We start from the raw sequence: 14551 nt of genomic DNA on the forward strand, positions 1-14551 counted from the left end.
ACATATTTCACTTCGACATTTCCACCTACTTTTGGTGCGTACTCATAAACGACTTCTTGTTTCGCTTCTGTTACTTTACCTGTTTCTGTAGCTGAACCTTCTTTTAGTCCATTATTTGTTTTAACTAATTCATAAACTAAGCCGTCTTTTGTGAGTGTGTTTTCTTTCGTCGCAGTATAGTCACTTCCTACTTGTCCATTTGTTACTAATGTTACTGGATCTTTTAGGTTTGTTTCTGTGCCTGCAATCACATATTTCACTTCGACATTTCCACCTACTTTTGGTGCGTACTCATAAACGACTTCTTGTTTCGCTTCTGTTACTTTACCTGTTTCTGTAGCTGAACCTTCTTTTAGTCCATTATTTGTTTTAACTAATTCATAAACTAAGCCGTCTTTTGTGAGTGTGTTTTCTTTCGTCGCAGTATAGTCACTTCCTACTTGTCCATTTGTTACTAATGTTACTGGATCTTTTAGGTTTGTTTCTGTGCCTGCAATCACATATTTCACTTCGACATTTCCACCTACTTTTGGTGCGTACTCATAAACGACTTCTTGTTTATCTGCTGTAACTGTACCTTGTTCTCCAGCTGATGTAACTTTATGTCCTTTATATACATAAACTTTCCCATCAGTAGCTATTAATTCTTCACCTGCTGTTGGCGCTGTTGAAGTATATCCTTTTCCAACTTTTAATCCCTTAGCGACGTCTGTTGCTGGTTTTAATTCAGTTGTTGTACCTTCGATAACGTATTTTGCTACTACATCTCCACCAACTGGCACAATTCTTTCATAATATACATTTTCAACAATATTACCGTTATTAAGAACTTCTGGTGTAATTCTTACTTCATCAATTGCTTCCTTAGTGATATATTGATCATTGACTTTTACTTCTGGTTTTTCCCATTCTGAAGGTGTTGGAGAAGTTACAGACTCCCATTTAGCATTTGCAGGAATTTCCCAATCACCTTCTACAACACGTCCTGTTTTTTCTCCAGTATACACTTTTCTTGAAACTGTTACTTTTTGAATTACCGGATTAGAAATGATATTACCTTCATTATTTTTTTCAATATAATTAATAGTTCTTGTAATATCTTTAGTTTCTACTTTCACATTAGCCTTATCATATAGATAAGTTACTTTCTTAGTTACCTGTCTTTCGTAAGTTCCTTTTTCCGGATCAGAATCTGGTTGAACTTCGATAAAAATATAGTCGTTCGTAGCATACCATCTATTTACAAAACCTTTAAGAATTGGTTCTTTAGTTGTAGCATAAGGCTGTCCTTCAAAACCTCTAGTTTTTGGGAACTCTTTTAAGAGCTCGCCATCTACAGTTTTATAGTACACTTCTAGTTTTCCGCGAGTATCTTCTGTTCTTAATCCCACAATATTCGATTCTAACCAAGTATCTTTTCCATCTTTTAGAAAAATTTGAGAAGTACTTTGCACATAGTTTGGGTTATTCTGATCGACACGTAGATTAAAGTGATGTTTAAAGGCATGCTCTTTTGTTACAGTATAATTATTTTTAAATACATATTTAACGGCAGTAACATCTTTCCAATTTGTGATTTTATCTGCACTTACATATGTTCCAGTAGTTTTGTCAGTAGCAGTTGATGTTGTATAAACTACATCATATTCGTCTGAATCATCAACTATTGGACCTTCTAAATATGTTAGAGCTTCTGTCTTAGGTATTAATACTACTACTTCTTTTACTCTTTGAGGAAGATCTGTTAAATTTTCAATTTGTGGTAATAAGACAACTTCTTGTCCATTCTTAACATCAATAATTCCTCGCACACCTGTAGTCCCAGGTTTAGCAATTGTTAAAGACGATGAATATTCAGCAACATTATTAATAGTAACGTTAATATTTGCTTTTGAAATAGATAAACCTGGTGCGTGATTTTCAACAAAATTAGCATTAATAGAATTGTCATTACCTACTAAAGTTTCAGACTCACTATTCCATACTAAATAAGATTCAATCCCATAAGTTCCAGCTTCAACTTGTCCATTATTTTCAACTTCGAAAGTCAAGGCTGTAGGACTATATAATCCACCTTTAATCCATCCGTCTTTATTTAAATCATATCTAGTAAGACCTAAATCTTTTGAATCAAAGATGTAAGCACGTTTTCCTGTTCCTTTATAATTTTCGATAATATTAGTTGGATTTACCGTATCATAAGATTCTTTTAATTTATCATACGATTCTTTTGCAGTCTCACCATTTGCTCCACCAAAATGTAATGTGTATTTCGATAATAAACGATTATCTGCTGCTAATCTAAAGTCTTTCAACGGTAACTTTGGATCTGCTAATAACATCACACTTGTTTTAGTAATATTTGGATCTAATTTATCTAAATCGTAAGTCTTAACTCCATTTTTATCTGTCTCTGCTAAAGAAAAATAATCTGGTGCTGTATACGTTACGGCAATAGGAATTGTTTGACCTCTTGTTAACTGATCTTTAGTTAAAGTTTGACTCCCTATTTGATTCATATCTAATGCTAATTTTGTTGGAGTTTTGATATGTTCTGCAGGATAATCACTACCCGTAGCAGGACGTTCCATAGCTATAGCACTCTCTATTGTGTTCTCTGATGTAAACCCTTGCGCAATTTTATTTTCATAGCGTTGAATTGTTTTATCTTGGGCTTTTTCCTTCCATGTACCAACAGTTACTCCAAGTTTTGATTCTAATCCAGTTATTGTTTTAGTAGTTGAATTATATCTTTGGAATTCATCTACTATACCCGGATGTTTTAGGATTAAATGCTCATATTTCTTTTCAGGATTAATTTCGACAGTATCATATAATTCATTAATTGAAGTATATTCTTTCAACAATTCAGCTTGGTTATCTTTAGTTACTCCATATAATTTAAAATTCTCTTTTAAATTTCCATCTAACTGTTCTCTGTAAGAACCTCTAAATTCTCTTGAACCGTCAGCTTTTATTTCATTTGTATATACTTTATCTAACTGGAATTTTGTAAAGTAATTTCCTTCTTGATCTTTTGGAATAAAATAGTTTATATACTGACTTGGTAACGATGCACCGTCACCTTTTAATTTATCAGATGGTACATAAAATCTAGCTTTAAATTCGTCCTCATTACTTGCATTTGAAAATAATCGTTGATTTGTTTCAGGGAAAATTCTTGTATCCAGATCTTTAATAGCAGGAATACCATCACCGAGATAAAATCTAAATCCATCAGGATTATCTAATGTCTGAGTAAATGTTGAACCATCAGGTCTATGCCCAACTGCTTTATAAACGATATTAGCATTGAATCCTTTAGTAGAATTTGTCTCAATTGCTCTTTCAATAGCTTCGGGGGTATTAAAAGCACCTTCTTTTACTTTTAAAATTGGTCCACCATAAAGTAAACTTTGATCTATACCTTTCTTTTCATCTGGATGTAGTGTTAAAACTCCATTTTCTAATGTCCAAAACTTATTATTTTTTGTATTTGTTGGATCTAATTCTAAGAAATCTGGTATCCCACTAATTGTATAATCATAACTTGTTAAACGTCCATTACCATTTTGTTCCGTTTCTTGATTATTGAAAAAGCTTTGATCACTCATAATAAATGGCAATTTAAATGTACTTCCTTCAATCGGCTTGAAAGTCCCATTCGAAACGAATCCCATTTTAAATTCTGGTAATGGAGCACCAAACTGATCGACCATATATTTGACAGTTTTAGGTCTTGAATCTTTTTCTCTATATAAAATTTCTGATAAATAGTCAAAAGAAGCTCTGGCTGACTTCGTTGATAAAGTTTCTCCACCTACTATAAAATCTGTATTAACTGATAATACATCACCTTTTGATGGAGCATTTTTTATAGAGGTACCCACATATAATTTTAATAAACTTTCAGCAACAGTTCCCCCGCTCATAGGATTTAAATTTAAATCATAAATATAATTTGTAGCAGTTGATAAATCATCTACACTTTTTACAAATGATGAATTTGCAAATTCTGGTTTTTTCGTAGAATGCAAGAATTCCTTTGGTATAGTTACACGTACTTTACCGCCTGTAACTGTTTCAGTTGAAGAAGCTGAATAAGTAATCGCCATATTAATGACACGTTCACCGTCACCATTATTTGCAACCGGTATAGTCTTTTCAGTTGATCCTTTCGATGTATCAAAATGAATTGACCCTATCAAAGCTTGGGCTGTCACTCCGGTACGGAAGCCAGTTCCTTCTTCCAGTTTCTTACCATTACGACTATCTTGATTTTTGTTTTCTTTAGGTGTTTCTTCAGCCTTGATTGATTTTAAGATAGAAGTTAATGAGCTAATTTCTTTTGCTTTTTTATCAGCTCCTGACTGTGTTGCACCCAATGCACTTAAATATTGCTTAGCTTCTGCAACTAGTTTTTCAGCATTTTGGATTTGAGAAGCTTGTTTTTTATTTCCTCTGAGACGCTCTATTTGCGCTTCCAAATCAGCTAGTTTTGCTTGCAAGAGAGATAAATCGACAGATGGTTTTGCCGTAGCTTCTTCTGCAGTATTAGTGTTATCTGAACCTGTTGAAGCTTGTTCGGTATCTTTTTCATTTTCTTTTACAGGTATCGCTGGCTCAGCTGAATTTTCTAGCTCTACATTTGATTTTGGTTGCTTAGCTAATTCTTGTTTTGCTTCAGAAACAGTGTCTGATTTAATATTTCCTTGAGCTAGGTTTAGTCCCGTGTCAGCTTCCTTCTTGACTACTGTTTCAGTAACAGAGTCAGCTTCTACCGTATCTACATTGTAACCAAACAAAAATCCTGCCCCGATTAAAACACTCGCAGCACCAACTTTTAATTTTTTAATCGAATATTTTTCGTATCGGTTTCCACAAAAATACCGATGATCTTTTTGTTGTCTAGATAATTTAAACATGATTTACCACCTTATATATATATATATATGCACACTTAGGTACAAATATATTTCTACTACATTATATCATATTTCAAAGTAATTTTTAAGATATTTGCTTATAAATTTCATAAAAAAAATATACCCTTCTAAAACATTTTTTCGCACAAGTATAAATTTATATAAATATTCCCATTATCCCACCTCCAACTTTCTTTTTCATTCCTTTTATGGTAAAATGAAGAGTAATAATATTTATTAAAGAGGTAAAAACATGATTGAAGCAAGCAAATTGAAAGCTGGTATGACATTTGAAACTGCAGACGGAAAATTGATCCGTGTTTTGGAAGCTAGCCACCACAAACCAGGTAAAGGGAACACGATCATGCGTATGAAATTGCGTGATGTCCGTACTGGTTCTACATTTGACACAAGCTACCGTCCAGAAGAAAAATTCGAACAAGCTATTATCGAAACTGTTCCAGCTCAATACTTGTACAAAATGGATGAAACTGCCTACTTCATGAACACTGAAACTTACGACCAATACGAAATCCCAGTCGTAAACGTTGAAAATGAATTGCTTTACATCCTTGAAAACTCTGATGTGAAAATCCAATTCTACGGAACTGAAGTAATCGGTGTAACTGTACCTACTACAGTTGAGTTGACAGTTGCTGAAACACAACCATCTATCAAAGGTGCTACTGTTACAGGTTCTGGTAAACCAGCGACTATGGAAACTGGACTTGTTGTCAACGTTCCCGACTTCATCGAAGCTGGACAAAAATTGATCATCAACACTGCAGAAGGAACTTACGTTTCTCGTGCCTAATCTCTAGAAAGAGGTCATTCTATGGGAATTGAAGAACAATTTGGCGAAATCGTTATCGCTCCACGTGTACTTGAAAAAATCATTGCCATCGCAACTGCTAAAGTTGATGGTGTCCACTCATTTTCAAATAAATCCGTGTCTGATACCCTATCAAAACTCTCTCTTGGTCGTGGCGTCTACTTAAAAGAAAGCAACGAAGAACTAACTGCTGACATTTATCTCTATCTTGAGTACGGTGTGAAGGTACCAAAAGTTGCTCTTGCTATTCAAAAAGCAGTAAAAGATGCTGTCCGTGATATGGCTGATGTGGAACTTGCTGCTGTCAACATCCATGTTGCAGGAATCGTTCCAGACAAGACACCAAAACCTGAGTTGAAAGATCTATTTAACGAGGACTTCCTCAATGACTAGTCCATTATTAGAATCTAGACGCGAACTTCGTAAATGCGCTTTTCAAGCTCTCATGAGCCTTGAATTCGACACAGATATGGAAACAGCTTGTCGCTTTGCCTACACGCATGACCGTGAAGATGAAGATGTGCAAATCCCTGCCTTTCTTCTGAACTTGGTTTCTGGTGTTCAAGCTCAAAAAGACGAGTTGGATAAACAAATCAACCAGCATCTCAAGTCAGGCTGGACAGTTGAACGCTTGACTTTGGTCGAAAAAAACTTACTACGCTTGGGTATCTTTGAAATCACATCATTTGATACACCTCAGCTGGTAGCAGTCAATGAAGCCATTGAACTTGCTAAGAATTTTTCAGATCAAAAATCAGCCCGCTTTATCAACGGACTGCTTAGTCAATTTGTAACTGAAGAAAATGAATAATCAAAAAGGTGTTTGGTCTTCCAGGCACTTTTTGTTGTGTCCTCGACACAGAGTAAGATCCACATAAAAACTAGAACTGACTGCCAGTTCTAGTTTTTATATTAGTATTTTCTAAATCGTTGATAACGTTCTTCCAACAACTCTTCTAGCGGTTTTTGTGAAAGTCTAGCTAGATCAGCTTGGAGTTCTTTTTTAACATTCTTAATCAGTTCTTTACTAGAAAGTCCTGCTTCAGAAATCACCTTATCCACCACGCCCATTTCTAATAGTTCATGTGAGGTGATTTTCATCAGTTCTGCTGCTTCCATAGCACGACTACCGTCCTTCCATAGAATAGAAGCAAAACCTTCTGGACTGAGAATGGCATAGATAGAATTTTCCAGCATCCAGACACGGTCTGCGACTGCTAATGCCAGAGCCCCGCCTGAACCACCTTCACCGATAATGATAGCAATAATCGGAACTTTCAGGTCACTCATTTCCATGAGATTGCGAGCGATAGCTTCTCCTTGACCACGTTCTTCCGCTCCGACACCAGGATAGGCGCCTGCTGTATTGATAAAAGTCACCACTGGACGGCCAAACTTTTCAGCCTGTTTCATTAACCGTAGGGCCTTACGGTAACCTTCTGGATGCGGTTGTCCAAAATTCCGTTTGAGGTTGTCTTGTAAACTCTTGCCTTTTTGGATACCAACCACTGTTACAGCTTGATCTCCAAGCCAGCCAATACCACCCACAACTGCACCATCATCACGAAAAGAACGGTCACCATGTAACTGGATAAATTCATCAAAAATGCCTGTCGCAAAGTCCAAGGTTGTCAAGCGACTCTGCTCACGCGCTTCTCTGACTATTTTTGCAATATTCATCTAGGACTCCCTCCATGCAATCTGATTAGGCTAGCAATGGTATCTGGCAAGTCTCTTCTTTTGACAATAGCATCCACAAAACCATGTTCCAATAGGAATTCTGCCTTTTGGAAACCCTCAGGCAAACTTTCACGAACCGTATTTTCAATCACACGACGCCCAGCAAAACCAACCAAGCTCTGTGGTTCAGCCAGAATGATATCGCCTTCCATAGCGAAAGACGCTGTTACACCACCTGTCGTTGGATCTGTCAAAATAGTCAGATAAAAGAGACCAGCATTTGAATGGCGTTTAACTGCTGCAGAAATCTTGGCCATCTGCATGAGACTCATGATTCCTTCCTGCATACGGGCTCCACCAGAGGCTGTGAAGAGAACAACTGGCAACTGTTCAATAGTAGCATACTCAAACAAGCGAGTAATTTTTTCCCCTACAACTGTACCCATAGAAGCCATGATAAAGTTGGAATCCATAATCCCAAGAGCCACAGTCTGACCTTTAATAAGAGCAGTTCCTGTCACAACGGCTTCATCCAGACCTGTTTTTTCACGCATAGTTGCTAGTTTCTTTTGATAACCAGGGAAATGCAAGGGATCCTTGCTTTCAATCCCTGTAAACAATTCCTTGAAGGTTCCCATATCAATTGTCAAAGCCAAGCGTTCTTGGGCAGAAATACGAAAGGTATAGCTACAGTGCGGACAGATACGCTCACTTCCCAGATCCTTCTGATAAATGGTGTGCTTACAGCCTGGACACTTAGAAAATAATTCATCTGGAACCTCTGGCTTGGCTTGAGGTTTTTCCCTAACCGAACGATTGGGATTGATTCGAATATACTTATCTTTTTTACTAAATAGAGCCATTGATTCCCCTTTTCGGTTTAAACTCTTAAAGTCATTTTATTCTTTTTCTTGATATTTAGGTAAGAAGGTTTCCATCAAGAAGGAAGTATCATAATCCCCAGCAATGACATTGCGATCTGAAATGAGGTCAAGCTGGAAATCTGCATTGGTCTGCACCCCTTCAATCTCTAATTCATAGAGGGCACGTTGCATTTTCATCAAGGCATCAAAACGATTTTCGCCGTGAACGATGACTTTGGCAATCATACTATCATAATAAGGCGGAATGGTATAGCCTGGATAAACTGCTGAATCCACGCGCAAACCAACTCCACCACTTGGAAGATAGAGATTGGTAATCTTACCTGGACTTGGAGCAAAGTTAAAAGCTGGATTTTCTGCATTGATACGACACTCGATAGCATGGCCGCGTAGAACAATATCTTCTTGCTTCACAGACAAAGGCTGACCTGCCGCAATGCGGATCTGTTCCTTAACGATATCAACACCTGAAACAAATTCTGTTACTGGATGTTCTACTTGTACACGAGTATTCATCTCCATAAAATAGAATTTACCGCTAGCTTCATCAAGAAGAAACTCAATGGTCCCTGCATTCTCATAGCCCACAGACTCTGCCGCTCGAACAGCAGCAGCACCGATTTCATGGCGCAACGTTTTTCCGATTGCAATTGAAGGACTTTCTTCCAAAACCTTTTGATTATTCCGTTGAAGAGAACAATCCCGTTCCCCCAAGTGAATCACATTCCCGTGTTCATCTCCTAGGATTTGAACCTCGATGTGACGAGCTGGATAGATGACCCGTTCTATGTACATGGCACCATTGCCATAATTAGCCTTGGCTTCACTAGAGGCTGTTTCAAAGGCTGAAACGAGGTCTTCTGGTTTTTCAACCTTACGAATCCCTTTACCACCTCCACCTGCTGAAGCCTTGAGCATAACAGGATAGCCAATTTTTTCAGCAACAATCAAAGCTTCTTCAGAGTTATGGACTTCTCCATCTGAACCTGGAATGACAGGCACACCTGCTTTTATCATCTGAGCACGCGCATTGATTTTGTCTCCCATCATATCCATGACATGACCAGATGGGCCGATAAACTTAATCCCCACCTCTTCACACATGGTTGCAAATTTGGAATTTTCACTGAGAAATCCAAAACCTGGGTGAATGGCTTCTGCCTCAGTCAAGACTGCAGCTGATAGAACCGCATTAATATTGAGATAAGACTCTGTTGCCTTGCCAGGACCGATACAAACTGCTTCATCTGCTAAAAGCGTATGAAGGGCTTCCTTATCAGCAGTCGAATAAACCGCCACCGTCGCAATTCCCAATTCACGCGCCGCACGGATAATACGAACCGCAATTTCACCACGATTGGCAATTAAAATTTTTCGAAACATGGAGAACCTCCTTAGTTCCCAATTGCAAAGGTAAGAGTACCACTGGCCGCAAGCTTGCCATCCACTTCAGCCTTTGCTTCAAGCACGGCAATGGTACCACGACGTTTTACAAAAGTCGCTGTCATAAGCAATTGGTCTCCAGGCACAACTTGCTTCTTAAACTTAACCTTATCCATGCCAGCATAAAAAACCAGTTTCCCTTTATTTTCAGGTTTTGATAACTCCAAGACACCAGCTGTTTGTGCCAAGGCTTCCATGATCAGAACACCTGGCATGACAGGATATTGAGGGAAATGACCATTAAAGAAGGGCTCATTGATGGTCACATTTTTGATAGCAACAATGGTATCCTCACTCACTTCCAACACACGGTCCACTAGGAGCATAGGATAACGGTGGGGAAGGGCTTCTTTGATTCCTTGAATATCAATCATTTGATTCGTACCAATCCTTTACCAAACTCAACCATTTCTTCGTTAGAAACGAGAATTTCCGTTACTACACCATCCTTAGGAGCTGGGATTTCATTCATGACTTTCATGGCTTCGATGATCACCAGTGTTTGGCCTTTTTTAACACTATCACCAACTGTTACAAAGGTAGGTTTATCTGGACCAGCAGCCAAGTAAGCCACCCCAACAAGTGGGCTCTCTACAAGATCTCCCTCAGCAGCCACACTTGCTTCAGCTGGAGCTGGAACTTCTTCTACTACAGTCTCTGCTGGAGCAGATGTAGGAGCTACTGGACTCGGTGTTGCTAGAACGGGTGCTGGAGCGACTTGAGCGGCGACTTCAGACACAAGTCTCGCTTCATTCTTGCTAAACTGCAACTCATCCGTCCCATTTTTATAAGAAAATTCTCTCAAACTTGACTGGTCAAATTGGGCCATCAAGTCTTTAATATCGTTTAAATTCATACTTATTTATTCTCCCAACGTTTGAAAGCAAGAACTGCATTGTGGCCACCAAAACCAAAAGTATTTGAAATAGCGTATGGAATTTCTTGCTCCAAGCCTTGTCCATAAACGACATTGGCTTCGATATAATCTGATACTTCACTTGTTCCAGCTGTCATTGGAACAAAGTTATGACGCATGGCTTCGATTGTGACGATAGCTTCTACTGCACCTGCAGCACCCAGCAAATGTCCTGTGAAAGATTTGGTTGATGATACAGGTACTTCCTTACCAAGAACAGCCACGATGGCACCACTTTCTCCTTTTTCATTAGCAGGAGTTGACGTTCCGTGAGCATTGACATAGGCTACTTGCTCTGGAGAAATCTCTGCTTCTTCCAAGGCTAGTTTGATGGCCTTTATAGCTCCCTGACCTTCTGGATGTGGAGAAGTCATATGGTAGGCATCACAAGTATTTCCGTAACCAACTACTTCAGCCAGGATAGTAGCCCCACGTTTTTCGGCGTGTTCAAGACTTTCAAGAACCAACATCCCAGAACCTTCACCCATAACAAACCCATTGCGATCCTTATCAAATGGAATAGAGGCACGAGTTGGATCCTCTGTAGTTGAGAGAGCAGTTAGGGCTTGGAAACCAGCAATAGCAAAAGGTGTGATAGAGGCTTCTGAACCACCTACCAACATAACGTCTTGGAAACCAAATTTAATTGAGCGGAAGGCATCCCCAATCGCGTCATTTGATGAAGCGCAGGCAGTATTGATGGATTTACAAACACCGTTTGCTCCAAAACGCATAGCAACATTTCCTGAAGCCATATTTGGCAAGGCTTTTGGAAGGGTCAATGGTTTCACACGTTTTGGCCCTTTTTCGTTGAGACGAAGCACTTGATCTTCAATTTCTTTGATTCCACCAATACCAGAGGCAACGATAACACCAAAACGATCCTTGTCAAGAGCCTCTACATCAAGACCTGCATGATTAACGGCTTCTTGGGCCGCATACAAGGCATATAAAGAATAGTTATCAAAACGATTAGTATCTTTCTTTACAAAGTATTTATCAAAAGGAAAATCTTGGATTTCTGCCGCATTATGCACATCAAAGTCACTATGATCAAATTTTGTAATTGAACCAATTCCGATTTTTCCAGTTGTCAAACTATTCCAAAATTCTTCTGGTGTATTTCCGATTGGAGATGTTACTCCATAACCTGTTACTACTACGCGATTTAGTTTCATCTTTTTTACCTCTAGCTTCTGCTACATACTTAAGCCACCATCAATGGCAACCACTTGACCAGTTAGATAATCTTGGCCTGCTAAAAATACTGTTAAATCTGCAACCTGCTCTGCCTGCCCAAATTCTTTCATAGGAATTTGCGCCAGCATGGCATCTTTTACCTTGTCTGATAGAACAGCTGTCATATCGGACTCAATCATTCCCGGTGCAATAGCATTAACCCTGATATTGCGATTGGCCACTTCACGAGCCACAGACTTGGTAAAACCAATCAAACCAGCCTTAGAAGCTGCATAGTTAGCTTGACCGATATTCCCCATCAAACCAACAACACTAGACATATTAATGATAGCACCTTCTCTGGCTTTCATCATCGGTTTCAAGACTGATTGTGTCATGTTAAAGGCACCAGTCAAGTTAACCTTGAGCACTTTTTCAAAATCCGCTTCTGTCATCTTGAGCATTAGGGTATCTTGGGTAATCCCTGCATTGTTGACCAAAACATCTACTGAACCCAGCTCTGCAATAGCTTGATCAACCATACGCTTAGCGTCTTCAAAATCTGACACGTCTCCTGATATAGGAACCACCTTGACACCATAGTTTGAAAACTCAGCGAGCAATTCTTCTGAGATTGCCCCACGACTGTTTAAAACAATATTGGTTCCTGCCTGAGCAAACTTGTGGGCAATGGCAAGACCAATTCCACGACTCGAACCTGTAATAAAGATATTTTTATTTTTTAGTTGCATTCTTTTCTCCTGTTTCCTCTTGTATTTATGGGAGAAGGGATTACTCGTTTTCTAGCAAGGTTTCCAAACTCGCCTGATCTTCAACATTGGCTAGTTTAGCTGTCTTATCAATTTTTTTGACAAAGCCTGACAAGACTTTCCCCGGTCCAATCTCTATAAAGTTGGTGACGCCTGCTTCTTGCATAACTGCAATACTTTCATAGAAACGAACTGGCTCCTTGACCTGACGCGTCAAAAGTTGAATAATGTCTTCTTTTTTCATAACTGCAGCTTCTGTATTGCCGACTAGGGGACAAGTGAAATCTGAAAAACTTACCTGAGCTAGAGTTTCAGCTAGTTTCTGGCTAGCAGGCTCAAGGAGAGCGGTATGAAAGGGACCTGACACCTTGAGAGGAATCAAGCGTTTGGCACCTGCTTCTTGCAAGAGTTCAACAGCTCGATCAACTGCAACCACTTCTCCTCCAATCACAATTTGTGCAGGTGTATTATAGTTGGCTGGGGTAACCACTCCAAGTTCAGAAGCTTTTTGGCAGGCTTCTTCAATGACCTCTACTGGCGTATTGAGAATCGCTACCATCTTACCAGAGCCAGCAGGAGCTGCTTCTTCCATATAGGCTCCACGCTTAGCAACCAAAGCAACAGCTTCTTCAAAATCCAAGGCGCCACTGGCTACCAAGGCAGAATATTCTCCAAGGGACAAACCAGCAACCATATCAGCCTGATAACCCTTTTCTTGCAATAGACGGTAGATAGCAACTGAAGTTGCTAAAATAGCTGGTTGCGTATAGCGAGTCTGGTTAAGTTTTTCTTCTTCCCTATCAATGAGATGACGCAAATCATAACCGAGTACCTGACTCGCTTGATCAATCGTCTCTTTGACAATAGGGTAGTGATCATAGAGATCCCGTCCCATCCCTAGATACTGGGCACCTTGACCAGCAAATAAAAAGGCTGTTTTAGTCATTTCTTACAACTCCTGCCCAACGAGAGGCTTCTTCTTGAATTTTCTTAGCTGCTCCGTAATACAAATCTTTTAGGATTTCTTCAACGGTTTCTTCTTTGGAAACAAGCCCTGCAATCTGACCTGCCATGACAGATCCGCCATCCACATCTCCGTGAACAACTGCTTTTGCTAGGGCACCTGCTCCCATTTGTTCAAAGATTTCTAAATCAGGATTTTCCTGTTTAAAGGCATCTTTCTCAGCTTTTTCAAAATCACGAGTCAATTGATTTTTAATAGCACGAACAGCATGGCCAAAGTGTTGAGCTGAAATCGTAGTATCAATATCTCTAGCTTTTAAAATTTTCGCCTTATAATTTGGATGGGCATTAGACTCTTTGGCAACGACAAAGCGAGTTCCAACCTGAACAGCCTCCGCACCTAGCATAAATCCAGCCGCAGCACCTTCACCATCCGCAATCCCTCCTGCAGCAATAACAGGAATAGATACAGCAGCAACTACCTGACGCACCAAGGTCATGGTTGTTAATTTGCCAATGTGTCCCCCAGCTTCCATTCCTTCTGCGATAATAGCATCCGCACCGATTTTTTCCATGCGTTTAGCTAGGGCAACACTTGGTACAACAGGAATGACTGTGATCCCAGCTTCATGGAAGCGTTCCATGTATTTACTAGGATTTCCTGCGCCTGTTGTCACTACCTTAACACCTTCCTCGATAACAAGGTCTACAATATCTTCCACAAAGGGAGACAAGAGCATGATGTTGACACCAAAGGGTTTATCCGTCAATGATTTGATTTTATCAATATTAGCCTTGACAACTTCTTTCGGGGCATTTCCCCCACCGATAATGCCTAGTCCCCCAGCCTTAGAAACAGCCCCTGCCAAATCACCATCAGCAACCCAGGCCATTCCTCCTTGAAAAATAGGATAATCAATGTTCAATAATTCTGTAATACGCGTTTTCATAGTGCCTCC

The 14551-nt window shown here is 39.4% G+C and carries 13 protein-coding genes; 3 read left to right on the forward strand and 10 right to left on the reverse strand.

The features are described from left to right. Window positions 1-4925, reverse strand: a 4925-nt coding sequence (locus B7695_RS03630; protein ID WP_084889751.1) for a MucBP domain-containing protein, incomplete at its 3' end; no start/stop codon positions are given. Window positions 4926-5178: 253 nt separating this feature from the next. On the opposite strand from B7695_RS03630, the gene efp reads away from it, so the two are divergent. From efp to nusB, 3 genes are read left to right on the forward strand one after another with little or no spacing between them, the layout of a single operon-like run. Continuing rightward, window positions 5179-5739, forward strand: coding sequence for an elongation factor P (efp, locus tag B7695_RS03635; protein WP_000568643.1), 561 nt, complete (start codon window positions 5179-5181; stop codon window positions 5737-5739). A 21-nt stretch (window positions 5740-5760) separates the two neighbouring features. Further along, on the forward strand, window positions 5761-6150 hold the full coding sequence (locus tag B7695_RS03640) for an Asp23/Gls24 family envelope stress response protein (RefSeq protein WP_000510575.1): 390 nt from the start codon (window positions 5761-5763) through the stop codon (window positions 6148-6150). Beyond that, window positions 6143-6568, forward strand: coding sequence for a transcription antitermination factor NusB (gene nusB / locus B7695_RS03645; RefSeq protein WP_084889753.1), 426 nt, complete (start codon window positions 6143-6145; stop codon window positions 6566-6568). Before B7695_RS03640 ends, nusB begins: the two co-directional genes overlap by 8 nt. 101 nt (window positions 6569-6669) lie before the next feature. Here the strand turns inward: nusB and B7695_RS03650 are convergent, their stop codons facing one another. From B7695_RS03650 to fabK, 9 genes are read right to left on the reverse strand one after another with little or no spacing between them, the layout of a single operon-like run. Beyond that, complete coding sequence (locus B7695_RS03650) at window positions 6670-7437, reverse strand: acetyl-CoA carboxylase carboxyl transferase subunit alpha (RefSeq protein WP_084889755.1); 768 nt, start codon at window positions 7435-7437, stop codon at window positions 6670-6672. After that, on the reverse strand, window positions 7434-8300 hold the full coding sequence (gene accD / locus B7695_RS03655; RefSeq protein ID WP_084889757.1) for an acetyl-CoA carboxylase, carboxyltransferase subunit beta: 867 nt from the start codon (window positions 8298-8300) through the stop codon (window positions 7434-7436). Before accD ends, B7695_RS03650 begins: the two co-directional genes overlap by 4 nt. Before the next feature lie 36 nt (window positions 8301-8336). Continuing rightward, window positions 8337-9704, reverse strand: coding sequence for an acetyl-CoA carboxylase biotin carboxylase subunit (accC, locus tag B7695_RS03660; protein WP_084889759.1), 1368 nt, complete (start codon window positions 9702-9704; stop codon window positions 8337-8339). Between the two features lie 11 nt (window positions 9705-9715). After that, entirely contained in the window at window positions 9716-10138 is a 423-nt protein-coding gene (gene fabZ, locus B7695_RS03665; protein WP_084889761.1) for a 3-hydroxyacyl-ACP dehydratase FabZ, read from the reverse strand. Then, on the reverse strand, window positions 10135-10620 hold the full coding sequence (gene accB, locus B7695_RS03670; RefSeq protein ID WP_084889763.1) for an acetyl-CoA carboxylase biotin carboxyl carrier protein: 486 nt from the start codon (window positions 10618-10620) through the stop codon (window positions 10135-10137). Before accB ends, fabZ begins: the two co-directional genes overlap by 4 nt. A gap of 2 nt (window positions 10621-10622) precedes the next feature. Beyond that, a complete protein-coding gene (fabF, locus tag B7695_RS03675; RefSeq protein WP_084889765.1) occupies window positions 10623-11858 on the reverse strand; it encodes a beta-ketoacyl-ACP synthase II in 1236 nt (411 codons plus the stop codon). A gap of 21 nt (window positions 11859-11879) precedes the next feature. Further along, a complete protein-coding gene (gene fabG, locus B7695_RS03680; RefSeq protein WP_084889767.1) occupies window positions 11880-12611 on the reverse strand; it encodes a 3-oxoacyl-[acyl-carrier-protein] reductase in 732 nt (243 codons plus the stop codon). Between the two features lie 40 nt (window positions 12612-12651). Next, the gene (gene fabD, locus B7695_RS03685) at window positions 12652-13575 is read right to left on the reverse strand and encodes an ACP S-malonyltransferase (RefSeq protein WP_084889769.1); all 924 of its coding nucleotides are present in this window, start codon (window positions 13573-13575) and stop codon (window positions 12652-12654) included. Beyond that, the gene (gene fabK / locus B7695_RS03690) at window positions 13568-14542 is read right to left on the reverse strand and encodes an enoyl-[acyl-carrier-protein] reductase FabK (protein WP_084889771.1); all 975 of its coding nucleotides are present in this window, start codon (window positions 14540-14542) and stop codon (window positions 13568-13570) included. Before fabK ends, fabD begins: the two co-directional genes overlap by 8 nt. Window positions 14543-14551 lie beyond the last annotated feature (9 nt).

Source organism: Streptococcus mitis, from assembly GCF_002096845.1.
Classification (GTDB): domain Bacteria; phylum Bacillota; class Bacilli; order Lactobacillales; family Streptococcaceae; genus Streptococcus; species Streptococcus mitis_A.